Source organism: Dactylosporangium sp. CA-092794, assembly GCF_050948465.1.
Lineage (GTDB): Bacteria > Actinomycetota > Actinomycetes > Mycobacteriales > Micromonosporaceae > Dactylosporangium.
Genome location: NZ_CP192044.1, coordinates 12,490,222 through 12,508,779, shown reverse-complemented (window position 1 = coordinate 12,508,779; position 18,558 = coordinate 12,490,222). Strand labels below are relative to the sequence as shown.

14 protein-coding genes and 1 pseudogene are annotated in these 18,558 nt (G+C 71.4%); 2 read left to right on the top strand and 13 right to left on the bottom strand.

The window, feature by feature from the left end; translation table 11 throughout:
* Nucleotides 1-11 precede the first annotated feature (11 nt).
* The 8 genes from ACQPXD_RS54260 to ACQPXD_RS54225 form a co-directional block, all read right to left on the bottom strand.
* Nucleotides 12-2,816: a fibronectin type III domain-containing protein gene (locus tag ACQPXD_RS54260; RefSeq protein WP_432832731.1), complete on the bottom strand. Its 2,805-nt coding sequence runs from the start codon at nt 2,814-2,816 to the stop codon at nt 12-14.
* Complete coding sequence (locus tag ACQPXD_RS54255) at nt 2,813-4,690, bottom strand: type IV secretory system conjugative DNA transfer family protein (RefSeq protein WP_432832729.1); 1,878 nt, start codon at nt 4,688-4,690, stop codon at nt 2,813-2,815. The genes ACQPXD_RS54260 and ACQPXD_RS54255 overlap by 4 nt, the downstream gene beginning before the upstream one ends.
* A gap of 87 nt (nt 4,691-4,777) precedes the next feature.
* Nucleotides 4,778-6,247 (bottom strand): ATP/GTP-binding protein, encoded by a 1,470-nt coding sequence (locus ACQPXD_RS54250; protein ID WP_432832727.1) that lies wholly within the window; start codon nt 6,245-6,247, stop codon nt 4,778-4,780.
* Nucleotides 6,248-6,267: 20 nt separating this feature from the next.
* Entirely contained in the window at nt 6,268-7,734 is a 1,467-nt protein-coding gene (locus ACQPXD_RS54245; protein WP_432832725.1) for an SCO6880 family protein, read from the bottom strand.
* Nucleotides 7,734-9,020: a hypothetical protein gene (locus tag ACQPXD_RS54240; protein WP_432832723.1), complete on the bottom strand. Its 1,287-nt coding sequence runs from the start codon at nt 9,018-9,020 to the stop codon at nt 7,734-7,736. The genes ACQPXD_RS54245 and ACQPXD_RS54240 overlap by 1 nt, the downstream gene beginning before the upstream one ends.
* The gene (locus ACQPXD_RS54235; RefSeq protein WP_432832721.1) at nt 9,005-9,754 is read right to left on the bottom strand and encodes a hypothetical protein; all 750 of its coding nucleotides are present in this window, start codon (nt 9,752-9,754) and stop codon (nt 9,005-9,007) included. Before ACQPXD_RS54235 ends, ACQPXD_RS54240 begins: the two co-directional genes overlap by 16 nt.
* A gap of 4 nt (nt 9,755-9,758) precedes the next feature.
* Nucleotides 9,759-10,013 (bottom strand): hypothetical protein, encoded by a 255-nt coding sequence (locus tag ACQPXD_RS54230; RefSeq protein WP_432832719.1) that lies wholly within the window; start codon nt 10,011-10,013, stop codon nt 9,759-9,761.
* Nucleotides 10,010-10,612: a hypothetical protein gene (locus tag ACQPXD_RS54225; protein ID WP_432832718.1), complete on the bottom strand. Its 603-nt coding sequence runs from the start codon at nt 10,610-10,612 to the stop codon at nt 10,010-10,012. Before ACQPXD_RS54225 ends, ACQPXD_RS54230 begins: the two co-directional genes overlap by 4 nt.
* Nucleotides 10,613-11,186: 574 nt before the next feature.
* On the opposite strand from ACQPXD_RS54225, the gene ACQPXD_RS54220 reads away from it, so the two are divergent.
* On the top strand, nt 11,187-13,073 hold the full coding sequence (locus ACQPXD_RS54220) for a hypothetical protein (protein ID WP_432832716.1): 1,887 nt from the start codon (nt 11,187-11,189) through the stop codon (nt 13,071-13,073).
* A 1,491-nt stretch (nt 13,074-14,564) separates the two neighbouring features.
* Here the strand turns inward: ACQPXD_RS54220 and ACQPXD_RS54215 are convergent.
* From ACQPXD_RS54215 to ACQPXD_RS54205, 3 genes are all read right to left on the bottom strand, one after another.
* Nucleotides 14,565-14,732: a hypothetical protein gene (locus ACQPXD_RS54215; protein ID WP_432832714.1), complete on the bottom strand. Its 168-nt coding sequence runs from the start codon at nt 14,730-14,732 to the stop codon at nt 14,565-14,567.
* Nucleotides 14,729-15,898 (bottom strand): glycosyl hydrolase, encoded by a 1,170-nt coding sequence (locus tag ACQPXD_RS54210; protein WP_432832712.1) that lies wholly within the window; start codon nt 15,896-15,898, stop codon nt 14,729-14,731. The genes ACQPXD_RS54215 and ACQPXD_RS54210 overlap by 4 nt, the downstream gene beginning before the upstream one ends.
* Nucleotides 15,899-16,013: 115 nt before the next feature.
* Complete coding sequence (locus tag ACQPXD_RS54205) at nt 16,014-16,331, bottom strand: hypothetical protein (protein WP_432844380.1); 318 nt, start codon at nt 16,329-16,331, stop codon at nt 16,014-16,016.
* A gap of 65 nt (nt 16,332-16,396) precedes the next feature.
* Between ACQPXD_RS54205 and ACQPXD_RS54200 the strand changes: the two are divergent.
* A pseudogene (locus ACQPXD_RS54200) lies at nt 16,397-16,630 on the top strand (AAA family ATPase); the annotation flags it as partial.
* On the opposite strand, the gene ACQPXD_RS54195 reads toward ACQPXD_RS54200, so the two are convergent.
* Together ACQPXD_RS54195 and ACQPXD_RS54190 are read right to left on the bottom strand one after the other, a co-directional pair.
* The gene (locus tag ACQPXD_RS54195; RefSeq protein ID WP_432844378.1) at nt 16,595-17,914 is read right to left on the bottom strand and encodes a hypothetical protein; all 1,320 of its coding nucleotides are present in this window, start codon (nt 17,912-17,914) and stop codon (nt 16,595-16,597) included. The pseudogene ACQPXD_RS54200 and the gene ACQPXD_RS54195 overlap by 36 nt on opposite strands.
* A gap of 342 nt (nt 17,915-18,256) precedes the next feature.
* Nucleotides 18,257-18,544: a hypothetical protein gene (locus tag ACQPXD_RS54190; protein WP_432832711.1), complete on the bottom strand. Its 288-nt coding sequence runs from the start codon at nt 18,542-18,544 to the stop codon at nt 18,257-18,259.
* Between the last annotated feature and the right edge of the window lie 14 nt (nt 18,545-18,558).

The window sequence follows — 18,558 nt, the reverse complement described above, 5'->3', positions numbered from 1 at the left end:
CATCGACGACGTCAGCAGCTGGGAAGGTTGTTGAGGTCGTCGCCGGCGTCCAGGTTGAGCCAGACCCAGGGGATGTAGTGCGGCGCTGTGTCGTTGGGCACCGCGGCGATGCGGATCCACCAATCACTGGGTTGCTTGCCGGGGTTGTACGGGCCGGCCGTCAGGACCGGGTTCTTCGCCTGGTTCCCGGCCTGGCCGTGGACCCTGCAGAAGGCTTCGTACTGCTGGCCGTTGGTGCCGCTCAGGTTCGTCTCGGCGCCGGTGTCCTGCTTGGGCGCCGAGTAGATGCCGATGCCGCTGTCGCAGTAGCCGTTGGTGCTCACGCAGTGCACCGTGCCCCGGAGGACCTTGGTGAGGAAGGTGACGGCCTTGTCGGCGTGGCCGGCCTCGTTGGTGACGGTGAGGGTTCCGGTGTATCGCGTGCCGGGCCGGAGCCCACCGACGGTGATGCTGTTGCAACTCCCCTCGACCGCGGGCCGACCGGTGAGGGTCAGCCCGCACCGGACGGTCCCGCCGCCGGCGTCGGCGGTGAAGTTGGCGCGGACCCAGGTGTACCCCTGCTCCTGCGAGGTGAGGGTGAGCTTCGGGGCGCCCATCGCCTTGGCCACCACGGGCCCCGCCGCCGGCCCCGCGTCACCGGCGTCGTTGACCGCCGTGACGGTCACAGTGACCGATGCGCCGCCGGTCAGGCCGGTGATCTGATAGGTGGTACCGCCGCGGACGTCGACTGCGGTCCCGTTGTACACGACGCGGTACTGCGCGACGGGCCGGCCGTTGCCCGCGGAGGCATCCCAGGCCACGTTGACCACGCCGGCCGTCTTGGCGGTAGTGACGCGCAGGTTCCCCGGGGCGGCCGGCGCGGTGTACGGCGTCACCGATGCGCTCAGCGCGGACGGCTTCGACGTGGCGCCCTTGGCGTCGACGGCGGCCACGCTGAAGGCGACCTGGGTGCCGTATGCCAGGGCGCCGGACGGCACAGTGAACGTCGTCGTGGCGGCGGGCGCCGACCATGTCCCGGCCGGGCCGTCCGGTCCGGTGGCGCTGATCTGGTATGCGGTCACGGTGCTGTCGCCCTGGGCGTTCGGTGCCGCCCACGTCACGGTGACGGTACCGTCCTTCTGGGCGGTAGCGGTGACGCCGCTAGGCGGGTTCGTCGCCTCGGCGGTGGGTACCACCGGCTGGGACCGCGTCACCGGGCCGTTGCCCTGGGCGTTGACCGCGTAGACGCCGAACGTGTACGAAGTGCCGTTGGTCAGCCCGGTGACGTCGTACGTGTGCAGGTTGCCCGCGACGGTGACCGGCCGCCCGGCCGTGTCCTGCAGGGGGTTGCCTTTGCTGTCCACGATCGCGTATGCGGTGATCGGCGAGCCGTTGGCTGGCGCCGCGGCCCACGAGAGATGGGCGGTCCCATCGCCGCCAGTGGCGGTCACCGTGGGTGGCCCACCCGGCGGCTGCGCGGACGCCGAGGGCGCCGAGGTGGTTGCGGTCGGCTGCTCCGTGGGCGGCGGCTGCGTCGCCGGGGCGGAGGACGCCGAGGGTGCGGGCGACGCCGACGACGGACGCACCGGTGGCGGCAGGGACGACTGGCGCGGGGCCGGCACCGACGGCCGGTGCACCGGGGGCGTCGAGGACGCAGGCGCAGACGAGGGGGGCGCAGAGGGCGCCGGGGGCGTGGGCTGGGCGCCGGTGACGTCGACCGGGTACTTGTCGGCGACCGCGGACACCTTGTGCTGGGTGTCCACCACGACGGCGGTTGAGCCGTCGACAGCGTTGATGTACAGCCGGTCGCCGCGCACCTGAAGTTCGATCGCGGTGCGGCCGGGGAACCGAATCGGGTCGCCGACAAGGGCGCCCTCGCCGTCGAGCACGAACACCTCGCCGCTCTTGTTGTCGGCGACGTAGAACCAGCCAGCCCAAGCGACCGCGGCGCCCAGGTCGCCGCCGCCGCCGGGCACGCTGAACGTGTGGGCCACGCCGTCCGCGCCCACCACGATGACCTTGCGACTGCCCGCGACCGTGACCGGGACTTGGTCGCCCGTGGTGCGCGGCGCCAGCGTGGCCGGCCCGGGCAGGGTCAGCGCGGCGGTGTTCGTCACCTTCGTGCCGTCCACGGTGATCAGCTTGCTCGCCGTCCTGTCCAGCACCGCCGCACCCTTGTCGAGCACGGAGACGGCCAGGTCGTGGTTGGGCTGGGCGACGGGCGTGGGCTTGACCGCCGGCTGGGCGTCCTGCTTCGCCGCGGGGCTCACCGCGACCAGCGTGCCCTCGCTCGGCACCGCGAGCCACAGGCGGCCGTCCGTGTCGAACTCGCCGCCGCGCAGGCCCGGCGGCAGCTCAACGGCCGGGCCGACCGGGGCGAGGGCGGCCGCGTTCACCTGACGGACCTCGCCGTGGATGCGGTCAACGATGTAGGCGACCTCGCCGTTGACCAGGACCTGCACGCCCTCGCCGGGGGTGGTCTGCAGGCTCGCCGAGATCTGCAGGGTGATCAGGTCCAGCGCGTACACCGTGCCGGTCTCGACGTCGCGGAACACCAGCCGGCTGTCGGTGTTGCTGACCTCGATCTGGTGGCCGGCCGTGCCGTCGAGCCGCACCCGAGTGTCGACCTTGGCGGTGAGGCCGTTGACCCGGCCGAGCTCACCGACCTGGCGGCTGAACAACCAGGCGGCGGGCATGTATCCCGCGACCGCCTTGTCGGACGCGCCGAGGCCGAAGAAGCTCGTCACCGCCGCGGCGAGCACCATGAAGACGGTGCCGGCGGTGACGTACCGGCCGAGCCGCCGGGCTCGCGCCGGACCCGCATGCGTTGCGTTCATCCTCGCGATTCCCCTGTACTCCCGGTGAGATCGGTGATCCGCCAGACCTTGGCGGCGGACCGAATGTAGTTGCGCACCCGCTCGTTGTCGGGCGCCGCCTGGGCGTACTGCAGCATCAGCTGCTCGGTCCGGACCTTGCCGGCCTCGATGGCCTTGCCGTCCTTGCGCCGCCACCAGGGCGTAAGGACGATCTCGACCGGCCGGGCATCGCGGCCGACGACGACCCCGCGGCCGAACTGCATGATGCGGAGCTCCTCGGCAGTGAGGATTCGGCTCAGACCCGGCTTGCCGGCGTCGTCGGTGATCCTGGAGGGCTTGCGGACCTCGCCGAGCAGCTTCGAGACCTCCTCGAGGTCGTCGATGTTGCCGCCGCCGCCGAGGATGATGCGGACCGACGAGTTGTCCCACATGGTCTTCACCGCGTCGGCGCCGTAGCGCTCCCGGGCGTGCGACAGCGACCGCAGGTACACGTGCATCGCGATGGACGACTTGCCGACCAGGCCCATGAACCGCGGCAGGCTGCTCATCGGGGCGATGTAGCCGGCCTCGTTCACCTCGACGGTGACCGGCGGCTCGATCCGGCCGCCGGGCATCTTCGCGGCCAGCATTCGCAGCTGCTGCCAGATTGACTCCATCAGCAGATGCACCGCCGGCGTGATGGGGTTCGCGCCGGTCTCCTTGCCGAGGAAGTAGAGCGTGTTGCGGCCGGAGGCGAACTCCTTGACATCGAACACCTCGTCCGGGCCCGGGGAGAACTGGTCCAACACGGCCGGGTCGGACAGGAACCGCAGCGACCCCGCGACGGCGCCCCACACCGCGGTGCGCATCTGCTGGTTGGTGCGCATAAGCTCCTCCAGCTCGGTCGACCAGCCCGGCGCGGCCACGCCGGCCGACTCGGCCTGCCGCAGCAGCTCCAGCGGCTCGGGGCTGGTCTGTTGCCGGGTCCAGCGGACGACGTCGGAGATGTTGCGGCCGTGCAGCGCGGCGGCGTGCAAGTAGCAGCGCAGCACGACGATGACCGCCGTCGCGGCGAAGTGGCTGGTCTCCGTGCCGGGCAGGAAGCCGCCGTACTTCGCCAGCACCGCGGCCCGGTCGTCGGCGACGTTAGGGTTCTCGGCGCCGCGGACGAGGCACAGCCGGGTTCGGTCGGGCCAGTTGGTCATGTTCTGTGGGTCGAAAAGATACACCCGGCCCATCCGGTACCGCGCCGCGTAGGTGGAACTGAAGGACTCCAACTCGGTGGACAGGACGATGCAAGCGCCGGGCGCATCAATGGTGAATGGCGTGACGAAGTGGACGTCCTTGCCCCGGCGGATCGGGCCGAGCACGAGCATGGAGTCCTCGACCGAGCTGTACAGCTCCCGCCCCGAGCGGAGGTCGCGGCCGAGCATGTAGCCGACCTCCTCGGGGCGCAGGCCGCGCTCGCCGGCCCGCATCGGGCGGGCGAGCCGGGCGCGATGCAGCACCGCGCGGCGGCCGAGCAGCCGGCGGATCTCCCAGCCGGACGCGAAGCCGAGGCGCAACCGGCGCACGCCCCGGCGCCGCCGCCAGTTCAGCAGGAACCGCGCGAGGACGTAGAGGGTGGGAAGGGCGAGCACGAGGAGGGCCGCGAAGATGCCGTAGAACAGCTCAAACGAGCCGATGAGCGCCGCGCTCGCCTCCGGCCAGAAACGGCTCGGGGTGCCGGGCGAGTGGAACCACGCGATGAGGATGTGCGGGATGTCGCGCGGCGACGTGTCGGGCCAGCCGTTGCCGGACAGCACCGACGAAACCTGCCCGGCGAGCCAGAGCAGGCCGCCGTGCAGCAGCAGGCCGCCGCCCAGGGCGCCGATGCCCACCAGGATGCGCCCCTCGTCGTCGTCCTTGCCGCTCATCCAGCCTCCTCCAGCCGACACTCCCAGAGTGGCGTTTGTTGTTTATAGGTGTCAAGCGAGCCACGGATCACAACATACGACAAGGGCTCAGCGCGACTCGCGCATCGCCCAGCGGAAGTCGGTGTTGCCGAGCCGCTTCTCGATCTCCGTCGGCTCCAGGTGGACGGGGATGCCAGGCCGGCTGCCGACCTTGATGAGAAAGTTGCCGCGGCCGACGACGTCGTCGCCGTCGCGCGTGGACCACGACGGCGGGGCCGACCAGGACAGCACCTCCTCGCGCTCGGCGTGCGACAGCGGCCGCACCTTCGACACTGAGTCCAGCTCCTGGTCGGAGCAGGGCCCGACCATGAGCACCGCGGCGCGCTCGGCGAAGCCGCGGGCCTTCGCCCGCTCCTCGGCGGTCGGCAGCGCCTCGAGGTCGGCGAGCGTGTGGGTGATGAACGCGACGCCGGTGCCCTTCTGCCGGTTGAGCCGGGTCAGCGCGTCGGCGCGGTCGACCAGCCCGTGGCCGACCCGCAGGGCCCGCCACAGCTCGTCGAGCACCGCGAAGAACGTCCGCGGTGGGGCCAGCCCAAGGTCCGACATCATGTGCGCGGCCTCGACCTGGCCGAACCCGTAGGACCATGTGCACAGCAGGGTGGCGGCGGTGCGCAGCTCGTCGCTCTCGTCGATGCCGGAGATGTCGACGCAGACCGCCGGGGTGTCCAGGTCGATCGCGGTGGTCGTCTGGCCCTCGAAGGTGTCGCCCAGCGGGCCGTGCAGCAGCGCGAGCAGGGTGCGCTGCAGGTTGCCGCTGTCCTCGACGTACCGGTCGAAGTCCCGGTCGTCCGACCACAGCGTCACGGCCCGCACCTCGGCGGGACCCTCGCGGACCACCCGTAGCACGTCCGACAGCACGGGCTGGGTGTCGCCCTCCCGCTCCCCGAGGTACCGCAGGACCGCCGAGGCCAGCGTCGCTTCGTCGGAGCTGACCGGGCCGCGGCGCGCCAGGGTGGCCAGGGCGAGCAGCATGTGGGTGCGCCGGTCGTTGATCGCCGCCCGCACCTGGGTGGCGGTCCTGGGGTCGACGTTGCGCAGCACCTGGCGCCACGGCCCGGCGTCCAGCGGGTTGATCCGGTCCAGCCCGGGGCCGATGCGCAGCACCTGCCCGCCGAGAGCGCCCACCAGCGCGGTGTAGTCCGGCTTCAGGTCGCCCAGGACCAGCGGCGTGATGCCGCGCGCGGCCAGCCCGAGCACCATGCGGCGCACGGCGGTGGACTTGCCCATGCCCGGCTCGGACTCGATGTAGACGCTCGGATTGTTGATGAGGCGAGCTCGCGTGTACCACGAGATCGGGTCGAAGCAGACCGTCGCGCCCGTGTAGATGTGCCGGCCCATCGGCACACCGATCAGTGGCGTGGTAGAGCCGGTGCCGAACGGCCACAGGCCGCACACCTGGATCGTGGTGCCGCGGAACTCCGTCGGCGGCTCCACCCAGGAGTACTTGCCGCCGCCCGGCCCGGTGAAGCCGTGCCGGGCCTGCCGATTCGGCCGCGCCGGGGCCGGCCTGCCAGCCATCCGAGTCTCCTTCTCCACCGTCAGAACGGGATCGTCGTGTGCGACGTGAGCACCACGCCGGCCGGGAGCCCGGCGGCGAACGTCGCGGCCTGGCAGCCGTACATGGGCCGAAGGAACAGCCGGGCCTCACCGGCGCGGGACTGCACGATGCGGGCGGCGTCGTCCAGTTCCCGCGGGGAGCGGACCGTGGCGGTGACCAGCACGGTGAACCTGATCATGCCGGCGCCGGCGGCCTCCTCCTGGGCGGCCTGGTCGGCGGCGTCGAGGTCGGCCATCTCGCGGGCGCTCGGCCGCGGGCCTTTCGAGGCGGTGAACCGGGCGTCCCGCTTGTCGTTCTCCACCAGCCGGGCGGCTTCGGCGGGCGCGTAGGGCCGGTATATGATGGTGGTCCGGTTGCACAGAAAGCTCGGCTCCGGCTCGGACAGCCGGCTGAAGGTGGTCGCGAACACCACCCCGCGGGGTGCCTCCACCATGCCCCAGGTGCGGCTGAGGCCGGAGTCGTGGCGGTAGTCGTCCCAACCCTCGCGGGTGGCCACCGGGCCGGCCTGCGACCAGTCCAGGGTCGTCGTCGTATCCCGGGTCAGGTCCAGCGAGGAGGCCGGGTCGTAGGCGGTGCGGACCGCTCGCGCCAGCTCGGCGGCGGACATCGGCGCGATGGCCGACGCGCCGGCGCCCACCAGGCCGGCGTGGAACAGCGGCAGCTTGGCCGCCAGCTCGATGCACATGGCCTCGTGGGACAGGGAGCGCCGCGGCGGCGGCTGGAAGGTCAGCGACACGCGGGTGGCCATGAGCGCGGACCCGGCCGGATAGGTCCGCACCACCTCGTCGAGCACCTGCCGCGCGAGGTCGGGCGCGTCCACGTGGGTCGTCGACTCGACCTCGCCGGCCAGGAACGAGCCCGGGTCGGGCATCGACTCGATCGTCACCTGGGCCTGCACGAGCATCGGCTCCCGACAAAGCGACGAGAGCCACGCCGCCAGCCGCCCGACGCGGGCGTCGATCACGGACTGGTCGACCAGCTCGGTGCCCTCCGGGGCGCAGCGCAGCGTAATCGTGTAATGCCGGCTCTGCGGGATCACCACCACGCCGATGCGCCCCGCCCGGCCGGTCTCCACCTCGTACACCCGCGACTGCGCCAGCAGCCCCGGCAGGGTGTGCGCCTGGGTCACCGCGGAGGCCACGCCGGACAGGTAGACGTGTTGCCGCAACGACCGCCCGTACGTCCAGGCCATCCGCGCGGCCAGTACCTGGAGCCCGGTGCGGCCGTTGACGCGGATGGCCAACGGCGCGAGCGTCGCGGCGCCCAGCAGGACGGTGTACAGCGCCGCCCTCGTGGACACAGTCGACATCAGGAAGGCGAGCGCGATAATGCCAAAGGCGACGGCGGTGGGGCCCGGCCCGAGGCCGAACATCCCCGGGCGGCGCCCCAGCCGCCAGTTGCCGTAGGTGCGCTGGGGCGCTAGCCCGTGACCAGCCGGCTCGGACATCAGGGCTTACCGCCGGGAATGTGGCGCCCGCTCTGATCGGCGGCGTCGGCCACGATCCGCCGCCCTGCCCTGCCCACGTTCGCGGCGCCCTGCACGACCCTGGCGGCCGAAGGCAGGCCGACGATCCGGGCGCCGAGCGCCCGCGCCGTCAGGTCCAGCGCGCCGGCGCCCCGACCCCGGGCGGCGAAATTCCCGGACAGGTCGCCCAGGGCGATGGTGGTGATCGGCGCGGCGAGCCGGTGCAGCGTCGGCATGGCCAGCAGCGCGACGAAGAACCCGATCAGGCCGTAGACGACCGACATGAAATCCGGCTGCATCACCATGCGGAGCGAGAACGCGTCGATGGTGGCGGCCACCGGCTCCCACAGCAGCAGTGTGATGAGCCACGCCTCGACCTGCCGGCCCGGCCGGTCGCCGCCCCGGCCGCCCAGGCCGAGCGCCCGCATGATCGCCCAGAACGCCACCACGAGCGCCAGCGCGGCGCCGCGCGCGGCCTTCATGAGCACCTGGACGAGCAGGGCGAGGATCAGGGTCGTGTCCATGAACACCAGCAGCAGCGGGCTGGCCACCGCCACGCCGGTGCCGACGTTGTTGTCGGGCAGCCGTCGCAGCAGCAGGTCGTCGCCGAGCGTGCACGGGTTGTTCACGTCGGGGCCGGTGGCGTGTTGGCCCTGTGCGTCGAGCTGTTGCTGCGCCTTTTGCGCGGCGGGGCCGGTGCCCTGCGCCTGCGCCTTCAGCAGATCCTGCGTGTGCTGGTACTGCGGGCAGCCCTCCGACACCGACTGGTCAACGATCCAGACCGAATACGTGTGGCCCATCGACTCGACCATGCCGATCGTCGGGATGCCCGCGCCCAGGATGAACACGAGCACCAGCGCCGACTTGCCCATCGCCGCGGCGTCCTTGCCGTCGCGTTGCCACATGATGCGGACGGCGCCGACGAACAGCGCCCCGATGGCGACGGCGGCCAGCACGAAGTACGTGTGGCTCTGGATGAAGTAGATCGGCCCCTGGCAGTTGGCCGAGACCGTGCCGCCGCCGAACAGCCCGCCGCTGGCGGTGCATTCGGTGCTGAGCTCCGCGTTGTTCGGCGGCACGTAGACCCAGCCCGTCAGCACCATCCGGAGCATCTGCGCGACCACCTCGGCGCTCTCCCTGGCGAACCAGTCGACCGTGCCGCTCGCGACCGAGTCGCCCGCCGAGCTCAGCGCACTGCCGACCGCCTGCCGGATCGGCTGTACGCCGGGAATCACATCCAGCCAGTCCCACATCAGCGCGCCCCCCATGGCACGATGCCGGCAACCCCGTCGGTGGACTTGGCCACCGAGGCCCACGAGCCGCCGGGCGGGGCGACCATCCGCCAGTCCTCGTCGCGCCACTGCAGCGTCATCGTCACGATGGCGCCCTGCCCGGCCGACTGGATGGCCAGGCCGACGACGGCCGTGTCGGGGCCATACGAGTAGAACTGGAACCCGGAGATCTGGGCCGTTGCGCCGGGCTCGGCCTGCTTCGAGGGCGCCGCCCGCAGCCCGGCCAGCAGCTGGTCGCGATCCGCTCCGGGCATGAACTGCCGCAGGATCGTCGGCTCCCAGACGTCCCGGCCGCCCACCGACATCGCCCGGGTGGCGATCTGTGCGGCGGCGACGAGCGACCCGGTGGGCGTGTGCGCGTAGCCCGTGGCCGTGGTGGCGGTCACCTGGAACGGACCCGCCGACGGGCTCACCGGCAGAGCGACCTGGCCGACGAGCTGCCAGGTCACGTCCGGCGGCGCGCTCGTCAGCACGGCGGTCGGCTGGGCAGCCGGCGGTTGCGCATTGGACTGCCTTCCGCTTGTGCTCGGTGTTTCCTGGAGGGTCGCACTCTGGGCCGCCACGTCGCCGGCGGAGCCGTTGCGCGGGGCGGCGACGACGACGACGCCCGCCAGGACGACCAGCCCGATCAGGGCGGCAGCGACGAGGAACCCGGGTTGGGTCCACGGCGGGCGGGCGCCGGCGTAGTGGGGCTGCGTGTTGCGGGCCATCGGATCAGGAAGTCGAGAAGATGGACGCGGTGATGGAGGCCGCGGAGCCGATGATAATGCCGCCCACCGCAATCCAGCCCATCCTGCCGAACTCGGACGCGCCGCCGCTGCGCCATGCCAAGATCACTCTGGTGGCCGCGAGCAGGACACAGCCGACGGCGATGAGCGCGCTCGCCGTCTTGACCTGGCCCAGCAGGTGGTAGATGTCGTTCTGCAGGTGTCCGGGCAGGTCCGCCGGCTTCGGCTCGGAAGGTGTCATTGCGGTATCCGTTCTGTGCGTCGGTTGGCCTCTGTCGGCTTGGTTGTCGGCTGGGGGTGCTGGGACGGCGCGGCCCGTGTCACGAGACCCGGGCCGCGCTCCGGCGCCAGCTGCGTGCTCAGGTGATGGCGCATAGCCGCAACCTCCGGCGGCACCCCGAGGTCGCGAGGGTTGTCGGCCGCGAGGTACTCCTCCACCCACCGCACCCGCCACAGCGCGGGCACCCAGCCGGCGAGGAGCCGGACACGCTCTAGCGCCCGCCGGGGAGGCCGGCGCGCCGAGGCGGCAACGACGACCACCCCGAGCACCCGCGTGCCGGGCGGCGCGGCGCCGCGGCGCCACTGCTCCACGGCGGCCGTCGCGGCCAGCACGCCCAGCGCGGTGGCCCGGCACACCAGAACCACCTGCGCCGGCGGCCAGCCCGGCGGCGCCACAGGCCACGCGCCGCCGACGTCCGCGCCCAGGCCCGTGACCGCCGCCAGGGTGGTCGCGCCGGCGCCGCCGTGGCAGCCGACCCACCACACTGGCGGCCATCCGTTCACGAGGCGGTGCTGCCGGATCGGCGCGAACGGCAGGGCGCGGGCCTTCGGGGCCTGCACCAGGCGAGCCTGCAGCGGCGGGGGCTTGGCGGGGCGATCCCGAGTCATCGGACGTCGGGCCAGGCCGTCGACACGGTCCGGCACCGGCGGGGCGTGGGCTAGGGCTTGATGGGCCTGCGAACTTCTCCGCACCGTGCCTCGCCTTCGTCGACGCGCCGGCTCGGGCGTGCCGGCGCTGACGCCCTGTTCGCTCTCAGTAGAGCATCACGACTGTAGCATGTTGCTTTTCGGTGACACAGTGTGCCGCGTCACAGGAACGTGCCTACTGAATAGGCGCGCAACTCCGCAACTCCGCGACACGCCAGGCCCCAGCAGTGCGGACCAGGGTCAGATCTTGTCTTGCCCGCATCAGGTACGTTGCCAGTCAGATGATCCGGCATACGGGCCCGGGCGGGGAGGGTAGCCGTGGAGGTGGGTCGTACGCCGGTAGCCCCACATCCGACACCGGAGGGGGAGGCCATCCAGGGTAGACAACAAACGACATAGTGTCGACGGTGGATCCGTCGTGGCGCGCTTGGCCGTGATACGCCATAGTCGAGTGTCGGACAGCGTGCGGGTTGGAGGTTGTACGTTGATGACGACGGTTGCCCGGCTGCGCCGCCGCGCGGGCGTTCGGGTCTCGGTCGCGCTGGTGGCTCTTGCCGTCACGGCGGGCGCGGCGACGCTGGTCGCGAACTTCGCCCCCACGCACGAGGGGTTCCTGACCCGCCGCGGCGATCGTCTGGTGCTCGACGGGCGCAACTACCGGTTCGCCGGGCAGACCGTGCCGGGCCTCGTCCGCTGCGGTCACCAGGGGCAGGGACCGGACGATGCCCAGCTCGACGCGTTCTTCGGCGGGCTGCCGGCCCGATCGATGGTGCGTACCTGGGCGACCCAGACGATGCGGCTGGCGGACGTCGAGCGCGTCGTCGCGGCGGCCAAGCGGCACGGCCAGCTGCTGACGCTCGTGCTCGCCAGCGGCGGCGCGGACTGCCCGGCGCCGGACAACGACGTCGCCCCGAGCGGCCAGCAACGCCCCGACGCGTGGTACCGCGGCGGCTACACCGAGTCGTTCCTACCCTGGCTGCGCACCGTCGCAGCCCGCTTCCGCGACGAACCCGCGGTGGGCCTGTGGGAGCTGATCAGCGCGCCGGGCAGCACCGCGAGCGCGACCGAACTGCGCCGGTTCTACGACGTCGCCGGCGGCGAGTTGCATCACGCCGACCCCAACCACCTCGTCGCCTCGGGGACGCAGGCGCCGTCGGTGTACGGCGGTGCGGCCGAGTGGCGCCAGTTGGAGGAGAGCCCGGGCGTCGACGTGGCCACGATGCTCGACTACGACATGAACGCCGGGCCGTCGCCGCACCTAGCCGACGCGCTGGCCCAGGCCGAGGCCGTGGACAAGCCGCTCGTGCTCGCCGACGTCGGGGTCTTCGCGAGCCGCGACGGCGACCCGGGGCTCGCCTTCGACCCCGGCCGAGCCGCAGACACGCAATGTGTCACCTGGGCGCAGCGCGTGAGCAAGCTGCGCTCGAAGCTCGACGCCTCCTTCACCGACGGTATTGCCGGCGCCGACGTGCGGGGCTGGCGGCCCGGCCAGCCCGCCGGCGGATGTTCGGTCGGCAACACCGGCTCGACCGAGGACCCGCTGCTGCCCTTCCTGCGCGACTACTCGCCGGCCGGCCCGCCCGCGCTCGCGGCCGCCGCCGGACCCGCATCAGGATTTGGCGCCCAAGCGGGCCAGCCACCACCATCGGCCTCCCCTTCGGTACCGTTCGGAGCGTCGGGATCGCCGTCCGCGGTCTCCCACACGGCACCGACAATCGCGGCAACGCCCGGCCCGCCGGCCGCCAATCTTGCACGCATCACACAGGTCGGCACCGCCACCGTCGTCCAGGACCCGGGCACCGAGGTCAGCCACATCCACCAGTTGCCTCCGGGTGTGCGGGCCGGCGACCAGATCATCGTGGCCGTCGAACTCAACGAGGAATACGCATTCTCAGTGCCCCCCGGCTACACCCAGATCGCGACAGCCACCGGCGGGGAATGGGAACAACCAGCGACCGTACTGTTCCGCCGCACCGCACAGGCCGGCGACACCCAGGTCGCGGTGTCTTTCGGCGGATACACACACCATGTGTCAGCGGTCATCGTGTATCGCGGCGTCGACCCGTCCGCGCCGGTTGCCGGCGCCACCACCGCCTTCAACGACAACTCGGCGAGCATCACCGTGCCCAGCCTGAGCGCGCCGAGCGGCGGCCAGCTCGTCCTGGCCGTGGGGATGGCCGCCAACGGGACCCCCGGACGCTGGGTCCGCGCCCCGGCCGGGATGAGCCGCCGGGCCAGCGCCGAAGGACAGCAATGGCACGGACTGATCCTGTTCGACCAGACCGTCGGCGCCGGACCCACTGGATCCCGCACCGCCGAGAGCAGCGACGGAGAAGCCCAGTCGGGCGTACTGCTCGCGCTGCGCCCCGGCTGACGCGGAACCGCCGGAACGGCGTGGGTTCCTTGACGGTAGAAGCATTCAACGCGCTACTTGACCACGTGGTGTCCGACATGTCCAGGGCTGTGCATGACGGCATCGCGGCGCTTGAACGGTCGTTTCCGGACGACAACGCGTGCCTGGAGCTGTTGTGGTCCGCCCGTTACGGCTCACACAGCCGCCGCCCAGGTGCTATGTCCGAGCTGCGGGCGCACGCGACAGTCCCGGCGATACCGGGCGGCCATTCGCCAGCGGGCCTGCGCAGGGTAGCACCGCGAGGTGGCCGCGCTGTGACAGTCGTCGTGCGGTCCCGCCTGGTCAGCGCCGTCGGGCCTGGTGGGTGCGGCAAGAGCCGGTAGGCGATCGGGGTTGGTCATTCCCTGGCGGGCGAGTACCTGGACGGCGCGTGGTGGGTCGATCTGCAACAGCTGACCCGCGAGCAGGCTGCGGCGCCGGCGATCTGCGTCACGCTCGGGCTGCGCGAGCAGCCCGGGCCTGCCCACACCGACCTCCTGCGTAGGCGCGCGGCCGGCCACGAGGCACCGGTCGTGCTTGACAATTGCGAACACGTGTGCTGGAAGCCCACGCCCAGGTCTTGACCCAGGGTGCTCGCCGGGCGGCCACCGGTTCCTCGCCACCAGCCGGGAGGCCCTCGGCGTGACCGGGGAGACCGTTTGGCGGGGCCGTCCATGCCGGTCCCGCGGCAGCCGGCCAGATTGCCCGAGCTCGCCGGGGCTGGACGCTGTCCGGCGCTTCGTCGAACGCGCGCAGGCCGTCCTCCCGCAGTTCCGGCTCGACGAGTCCAATGCCGACGCCGTCGGACAGATCTGCGCGCGGCTGGACGGACTGCCGCCCACCATCGAGCTCGCCGCCGCACAGTCCCCGGCGCTTCTCGTGAACCTGCGGGCTTCCGGCCGTCCCGATTCCCTGGGTGCCGTTAACGCGCACGCTACCCCCGGCCCCCGAGCATGAACTCCCGCTGAAGGTGATCCACATCGGGTCGTCGGTGGAGTTCGTCAGCGTCTCCGGAATGGTGACGTACGACCTCCCGTTGACAGGTGCCTTGTCGGGCGGCCGGAGGGGATCTCACCCTCCGGCTCCCACAGATCCCGGCGTAAACCTCTCGGTTTACCGGGCTCCTGCCACCCGGATCACCAGGCGGTCGTGAGCGAGGTGACCCACGCCCAGTGCGCGAACAGACCTCGTCGCCTCGCGACGGTCCTCTTCCAGTACTGGAGAGCCTTTCTCTTGCTCCGCAACCATTTGAGCTTGCGACGGAGGAACCGCATCAGGTAGGAGTTGATGCGTTCCAGGAGCTGGTGCAGCCTCCGGACGGAAGGCGCTTGCGTGGTGAAGCTGCCGGAACGCGTCCGAAGGAATGCTCACGGTGTTTGCGCGCCCGTTGATCGGGCCGGGGCCGACGATCGTCACCTTCCAGGTACCAGGCTCCACTGTGGAGCCCCAGGCAACGACTACCTCGTTGTTTGTTCACGGAGAACACCTGACCGCAGCAGAGGACCGGCGCAGTGGTGCCGTCGATGACGTAGTGAACGTGTTGTCGGCGCCGTAGGTGGTACCGGCACTGTTCGTCGCCTCGATCCGGTAGTGGTAGGTGGTGGACGCGGCCAGGCCGGAGAGATTGGCCGACTCGTTCACCGCCAACATCCCCATCCCCATCCCCATCCCGGCCCTCCCGGCCGTGGTGATGTTCCCGTAGTTGGTGGAGGTGCCATAGTCGAACCTGGTGGCCACTCCCCGCTGCTCGTGGGCCGCGCCCCGCCGCCCGTGGGCCACTCCCCGCTGCTCGTGGGCCGCGCCCCGCTGCTCGTGGGCCGTGCCCCGCTGCTCGTGGGCCGTGCCCCGCTGCTCGTGGGCCGTGCCCCGCCGCCCGTGTGAGCGGCAATGGCGTTGTCCAGCTCGGTCCATTGCTGGCTGGTCATCGTCGGCGCGCCCCAGCTCGGGTCCTCGAATTCCAGCACCCCCGAACCGCCGGCGTTGAGCAGGTCATTGACGAAGCCGGTCATCGACTCGTACCCGCTGCTGCCAAGCCGGGCCAGGTTTGTCTCCGAGATGAAGATCGGCCCGCTCCAGCCGGCACCGCGAATGTCGCTGAACGTCCGGCCGAACTCACCGGAGAACGTCCCGAACTGGGAACCCCATTCAGTGTCTGGGTAGCCGTCGATACCGACCATATCGACGTAGCCGCCGCCTGGCCACCACGGCGCGGGGCTCTGGGTCGAGCCGCCCGTGTCAGCGTTGGGAGCCCACATCCAGTACGCGTTCTGGCCCGCGGTGCTGTTCACGTTGGTGACAACACTCTTCCACGCTGAGATCCACTGAGACGAACTCGTGTTGCAGCCGCCGCCGACCGCCCACGGGTACTGGCCGGAGACGTTGAACTCGTGGGCAAACGTCAGAATGACCGGATGCCCGAAGTTCGCGATCGCCGTGCCGATAGCCTTCTCGTAGGTGACGTTCGACGAGGCGTTGCTCGCGATTCCGGACATGGATACCGTGCAATTGCTCGCGCTGGACTGGGTCCAGGGCTCCATCTCGATGAACGGTGTCGCTCCCTGGGAACGAGCCGAGTTCAGTAACGCGCTGATGCTGGTGTCGCCCCAGGCGTAGTACTCGTTGACGATGTTGGGGTGCTGTCCCTGAGAAGCCGATCCGCCCTTGTAGATGCCGAGTGTCGCGGCCGGGGGCGCCGGCTTGGACGGTGTGGTGGTGGAGCGGGCCGATACCGCGGTAGCCACGACCATGGCTATCGCCGCCAGCGCTACGCCGAGGAGCGCCCCGGTAGTGCGGCGCCTGAGAATCATATAGATCTCCTTCAATGCATAGTCGGCAATTTTGGGCCCTTGCGATTGGTACGGGGTGCGGGCGTTGAACCGCTGCGATAGGCAGGCGACTCCTGCTTGGCCCACGCCGCCGGCCTCAGCCTCCGATCGGCTTGATCACCGTTGTCTCCGTCTGCCCGGCGGCCACGGTCAGGATCACGCCGCTGAAGGTGCTAGTGGTGTTCTTCCAGACGTTGTACCCGCTCGCGCGGGCCGTACTGGTCCCGAGCTGGGACAGCTTGAACGTGCCGGTGCCGAGGTTGGCGAACAGGACCGCCTCGCCGCCGTCGGCCTTTTCGCCCTGGAGACGCTGCTGATGCCTTACGGATCGGCAGCAACGCTTACTCCATGCGTGAGCCCCGCTCCCTGCGCCGTTGTCCTGGGCTGAACCAAATCGCCTGCCAACAGGAAACACTAGATGCAATATACGTCATTCACTCATCAGGATGCAACATACGTCATTGGTTCGCGGCCGCTCGCAAGTGGCGCCGGGAGGCCGGCCTCGGGATGAGCTCGTCGAGCCAGCACCTGATCTTCGCGGGGCGCCCGGCACGGGCAAAACCACGGTCGCCCGGATCTACGGCCGGCTGCTCAGCGCGATGGGGGTGCTCCCGAAGGCCAGCCTGAGGGAAGTCCCGGCGCGACCTGGTCGGACAGTACGTGGGCCACACCGCCGCTCTAGCGAAGCAGCCCGGCCAGGGCATCGTAGGCGGCCCTCGTACGGCTGCGCAGCCGCAGCGGATCCAGCGGCCCGTCCCGGGTGGCCGCGCGATCATATGGCACGACCACCCACGTCCCGGCGCGGCCCGGCAGCTGCCTGCGGAGATGGCGTTCTACCCGGGCCGCACGCTGACGACGGGTCAGCACGACGGCGACCACAAGGTTCTTGGCCGACGCCGGTGCGGTCCGGGACAGCCGTTCGACGGTGGCCGCGGCCGCGTCCAGCGCGACCTGGCTCAGGCCGGTCACCAGCACGAAGCGGTCCGCCGCGGCCAGACCCGCGCCGGCCGCCGCCGAGGTGTCGTTGCCGACGTCGAGCAGCGCGGTCGTCCGGATGCGGGTCAGCGCCAGGAGCGCGGAGCGCACAACGCCAGGGTCGGCGGACCATCGGTCACTACCGTCGATCGTCTGCAACCCGCCCGCGGGTCCGGACCGCATCGCGAGCCGCGGGTCGCGGGCGACGTCGGCAAGGCGTGCCCCCGGCTCAACCGCCCTCCGCGCAACCGAGGCATGACCGGCACCGATGTCGATGAGGGCGGTGGGGCGCATGGTGGCGAGCGCAAGTCCGGCGCCGGTCGCAGTCGTGGTGACGCCGGTGCCGCCGCTGCCGGATATGAATGCCACGATGGGCGATGCGACGGACGGCTCGTGCCGCCGATGCGGGTCGACGTGGTCGTCGGCGGCCGGACGGGTCCGGGCGGGACGGTCCGGCCAGCCGGTGACCGCCTGTTCGGGGGATGGTGCGGTTGCCGGTCGCGACGATGCCCGTGTTGCGGTGCCCGACCGGCTGCCGGCGGCCGGAGCCGACACCGGATCGCCGACGCCGGTCGTCGACGGCCAGAGTGCCAGCGGCCCGCCGGCGGGCGGCGCAGCCACCGGATCGCCGACGCCGGTCGTCGACGGCCAGAGTGCCAGCGGCCCGCCGGCGGGCGGGTCCGGGCGCTCGACCGGCACCGCTGCGGCCGGCGCTGCCTCCGCGGAACGCTGCCCGATCGGCAGCACGGTGCGTGCCGCCCCCACCTCGGGGGCACCGGTCACCGGCTCGCCAGGCGGACGCGGAGCCTCACCGGCGACAAGAACGGGGTCCGGAACCTTGCCAGGCACCACACCGGCGATGAGCAACGGGTCGGCGGCGCCGGGCGCCGAGCCCGCAATGAGCACCGGATCGGCCAGATAGGGTTTGGCCGGTGTCGCGACGGGTCCGGAAACCCGGTCGCCGAACGAGTCGTCCGGCGCTGCGGCCCAGGAGCCGCCGCTGCCGGTCTGGTCGCGCCTCACGGGCTCCGACCAGTCGACCGGGGCCGCCACCGAACCGACGTCGTCAGCCGGGATGGGGGTGACGGCCGCCTCGGCGTCGCGTGCCGGTGCGTTATCGGCGGAACGACTTCTCGGGGCGTCCGGCCAGTGCTGGCGGCTCATCCGGTGCGACGACAACGTTGTCCCCCTAGCCGCAACTATCGGACGGCGGCGCGCGGCGCAGCCGTGCAGATCATCGTGGTCACCAGGGCCTCGCAGGCGTCAACACGACACCGAACATACCCCCAACGTCGTCGGGTTGCCAGCTGAACGTTGTCTTATCGTGTGTTGTATTATATGCCGCCGGGAAAACGGACCGCCAGCTCAGCCGGTTGCGGCAGGTCGGACGATCCGCAGGTGCCGGTGTCGCCGGCGCCTGGGCCGGCGGCCGCCGGGGGCCGGGTCCGCGTGGTCGGCGGACTGGCTCCCGATCAGGGCAGCCGCCAGGGCGTACAGGTCGAACGGCGGCATCTCGGGCGGGTGCGGCCGGCCGGGCACGACGTCGCTGAACGTGAGACCCTCCGGCGCCGCGGTGAACCGGACTATGAACGACTCGCCCGGCTCCCCGGTCGCCGTGTCACGACAAGCGATATGCAGGATGTACCCGCTCATGGCCTTCCTCTCGT